The organism is Caldisphaera sp. (assembly GCF_046536515.1).
Lineage (GTDB): Archaea > Thermoproteota > Thermoprotei_A > Sulfolobales > Acidilobaceae > Caldisphaera.
The window spans coordinates 1-4,236 of the sequence record NZ_JAWDMQ010000083.1 but is presented as its reverse complement, the minus strand read 5'-3'; the positions used below and the strand labels follow the sequence as shown (position 1 = coordinate 4,236).

Here is a 4,236-nt window from a genome sequence, read left to right as displayed (position 1 = left end):
GAGGCTTCTCAACTATGGGTGGAAAAAATGAAAATTATTAATGGTTTTAAAGTTTGTGGGTATGAAGATGAAAATGCTTTATCAGGAATAACAGTTATTTTTCCAAAAGCAGGAAATACAGCAAGTGTTTTCATAGGAGGGGGATCGCCTGGGACTAGGGATACAGAAGTTATAGGTTTAGAAAGGAGGGAAAATCATGAAGTTCATGCAATAGCAATAGTAGGAAGAAGCATGTATGGTTTAAGAGCTGTAGAGGGAGTAGTTGAATCATTAAGAAAAGATAATATAGGTTTTAAAATAAATGATATGATTGTACCAATAGTTCCTGCTGCTGTTATATTTGATTTTTATTACAATAATGTTTTGCCAGATGAATCATGGGGGATTAAATGCTATAAAAGTATGGGAGAAGATGTTGAGATAGGTGATCATTGGGCCGGTAAGGGGGCAACTGTTGGCAAACTAATGGGAACAAAATATATGATGAGATCAGGCCAGGGTTTTTATAAGGAATCTATAGGAAATGTTGAGATAGGTGTATTAAGTGTTGTTAATTCTGTAGGGGAAATTATTAATGAAAAAAATGAAATAATTGCTGGAGTTAAGATAAAAGATAAAATTATACCTTCAAGCGAAATTTTAAGAAATAAACTGCTTAAAAAATCTTATACAAACACAACTGTTTCAATAGTTATGACTAATGTAAAAGCCACTTCAGAACAAGTAAAATTGTTTGCTAAATCAGCTTATATAGGTTTATCAAGAAGGATAAGGCCATTTAGTTTGTCATTAGATGGCGATGTCGTTTTTGCTGTAACAACAAATGAAATAGAAGAAGATATAGATTTAGTTAGAGCAGCTATTGAAAATATAGCATCTAAGAGCATTTTATCTATATGGGGAATGTAAATGGATATAGATGATGCTATATATGAAATAAAAAAAGATATGATAGATTTTTTAATAAAAATTATAAATATACCAACAGAAAATCCTCCGGGATTAAATTATGAAAAGTTTACCGATTACGTTTCTGATTATTTATTATCATTAGGTTACAATGTAGAGATCGTTAAGCCTAATAAGGAAGAGCTAAAGCAATTAGTCAGATATGGAAATGGAGAAAGGCCAAATATTATTGCAACTTATGGAAACAATGGAGTAAAGATAGGTTTCAATTCCCATTATGATGTTGTTCCTGCCGGTAAAGGATGGCTTCATGATCCATATAATGCTGTTATAGATGATGGCAAAATATATGGAAGGGGCTCATCAGACATGAAATCTGGGATAGCTGTACAAATTTATGCTTTGGAAGCATTAAAAATGGTATATAATATTAAAAATATAACAGTAAAGCAATTTATAGTACCTGATGAAGAAACGGTTGGTAATAAAAATGCAGGGACTTATTACTTGGTAGAAAAGGGATACATAAGCTCCAGAAACTTAGACTATTTAATTTTTACAGAGCCTTTAAATCCTACTAATGTTGGCATCGGGCATAGAGGTGCATTATGGGGTACATTTAAGCTTACTGGAATAAAATCTCATGGGGGTTTTCCACAAAAAGGTAATGATACTATAAGATGTGCAGCTAAACTGATAAATTATATTTATGAAACTCTATCAAATAAATCTAATATTATATCAAAGTATCCTATTATACCAGAATCATCAAGGAAACCTTCATATTTAATAGGTACTATAAATGGAGGCGATTGGATGAATACTGTTTCTGATTATTTAAGTTTTTCCTATGTTAGAAGATTAATACCAGAGGAGAAAATAGAACAAGCTATTGATGAAATAAACGATATAATAAATTTTGGTAAAAAAGAATGCCCAGGTATAAAGATAGAATTCGAGCAATATTACGTTACCGATAGTATAATATTTGAGAAAAGTCATGGGATTAACTTAATCAGTAAACTGATAAAAGAGGTTTATAATGTAGAACCTTCATTAATTTTATCTCCTGGAACATTTGATATAAGATTTGTATATAACAAAGGTATTGATACATTTAATTATGGGCCAGGATTATTGGAGTTAGCCCATGCCACCGATGAATATGTTTATATAGAGGATTTAATTAAATCTACAAAGGTCTTGGCTCTATTTTTAAAATATTTCATTAAACAATAGCTTGATTCGTTTTTATACTGATATATTTCCAGGAATCCTAGATATTTTTCTTCTTTTGCATATGTATTAAAAAGCTAATATTAATTATCTTTCTGTTTATTAAAAAAGCTTTTATATAGTTAACAAGTTTAAAATACCCAAGCTAATATTAAAAACATTCCTAAAATCTTTAATTAATATAAAAAATATGAGAAAGTTGGATAAGGGAGTAGTGGTGTTTTCCTCAATTAGCCTTAATGACCTAAGGGTGACTGTGTATGTCCATCAGCAAGAGTCTGTTACGTATTTAGAAGTGATTAAAAGTAAGATAAATTATGCCATGTGTATATTTTTAATATATGCTATGTATTTCTATATAAATAGAAAAAATTATAAGGCATAAAAAAAGTTTAATTTTAAAATATAATAAAAAATAAAAAATTATATTATTTCTTGTTTATTATTTCTATTGTCACTTTGAATACTCCGTTTTCTTCTTCAATGTTTGCTAATTTGTTTTTTGTTCTTTCACACCAAGCTTTAGAATCAGCTTTAACACCTGGATCGGTTGCATACAATATTATTCTGTCTCCATTTTTAGCTTTTTTATAGGCCTTTATTAGCTCAGTAATAGGACCTGGGCAAGCTAGACCTTTACTATCAACTACTATATCTACCAAATCTATCACCTCCTAACTACATAACCTCTAACAAATACAATCAAAAAACTCATTATAATTGAAAAAATACCCCAACCAAACAAAACATTTTGATATTGAACGAGTAATGCAGGTTTTATTGATGTAGCTGATGTTGCATTCAAACCAGGCAATTCAAGTGAAATGCCGATTAGCAATAAACCGAATATTAAACCGAATATAAGTGCATATAGATGATTTTTATTATGTTGCTGGATTGTTTTATTATTAACTATATTATTGTTTTTCTTTATTGATGAAGCCCAACTGCTTAAGTTAACGTATGCGTAATAGCCAGCAATTGTTCCAGGTATAAATCCTACTGTAAATATTAAACCGAAAATTGATAGACCTGTTAATCCTGACCAAAATCCTCCTACACTACAACCTTGTGCCATTCTAGCACCTATGGCTAAGATTATTCCTCCTATAAGAGCAATAATTATTTCTGCAACTCTATTTGTAGTCCTACTTGGGAGTTTGACTTCAAAATTTCCCGAGGCTGCTGAGTATATAAATGCTCCTAATATTACCATTAATATAAAAAATGTATATGCACTTATAACAGGTACAGTTGTAAACCAGTTTGGATCGCTTTTAGACCCTAAATTAATGCCAAAGGGATTCAGTAGATATGATGCAAATAGGCCAACCGGTGTTGTAACTCCAAGATAATTAAAGAAGTGTCCTGCTGCAAAAACAAATGACGCCAGCATTATTAATCCAAATATAGTCCCTAAAAAATAAGGTGATTCATATAATTTTCCTTTTCCTGTCTCGAATTCTTTTCTATTTTTTCTCATCCATAAGGCTGGCAATATAATACCTATAGCGAAAACTAATCCTATCAATAATGCAAATCCACTAAAAGATCCCAAGTCTTTTGGTATAAAATTAATTGGATTACCATTGGCTATGCTGAAAAATCCATTAGTATGCCACCATTTATTAAGGCTTAAACCATTGAAAATTGGAAATGCAAAAATAATTGTGCCTATAATCATACCAATTATTTCAAACCAGTTTACTACATAACCTGCTCCAGATTTCCATAGCATTCCAAACATACAACCATTACCTAACATGATTCCAAAACCGAATATAAATGAACCTAATAGGGTATACCAACCCGCGCCAGGCATAAAATAATATGCATCAACATATGGTACAACCTTTAATGAAGTTAATATACCAACGCCTAAAGCTGAAACAGCTATTCCTGTAAGTATAATTTCATAGATTTTACTATATTTTAATCCCATTACTTGGTGTGTAGCAACAACAATACAATATGTGTATTTAGCTCCCATTATACCTGCAATAATTCCTAAAGCCCCATAAAAGAGTCCAATTACCCATACAGGGTAATTAAACAATGGTAATGGACCCAATTTCTCACCAAATTCTATAT

4 protein-coding genes are annotated in these 4,236 nt (G+C 30.9%); 2 read left to right on the top strand and 2 right to left on the bottom strand.

Annotated features, from left to right (window positions below; genetic code table 11):
• Positions 1-909 (top strand): P1 family peptidase (locus RXO53_RS07890; RefSeq protein WP_410713675.1); only part of this gene is annotated, 909 nt, incomplete at its 5' end.
• Complete coding sequence (locus RXO53_RS07885; protein ID WP_410713674.1) at positions 910-2,148, top strand: M20 family metallopeptidase; 1,239 nt, start codon at positions 910-912, stop codon at positions 2,146-2,148.
• A 425-nt stretch (positions 2,149-2,573) separates the two neighbouring features.
• Here the strand turns inward: RXO53_RS07885 and RXO53_RS07880 are convergent, their stop codons facing one another.
• Entirely contained in the window at positions 2,574-2,816 is a 243-nt protein-coding gene (locus tag RXO53_RS07880) for a sulfurtransferase TusA family protein (protein WP_410713673.1), read from the bottom strand.
• Positions 2,813-4,236 (bottom strand): YeeE/YedE thiosulfate transporter family protein (locus tag RXO53_RS07875; RefSeq protein WP_410713672.1); only part of this gene is annotated, 1,424 nt, incomplete at its 5' end. The genes RXO53_RS07880 and RXO53_RS07875, both read right to left, overlap by 4 nt.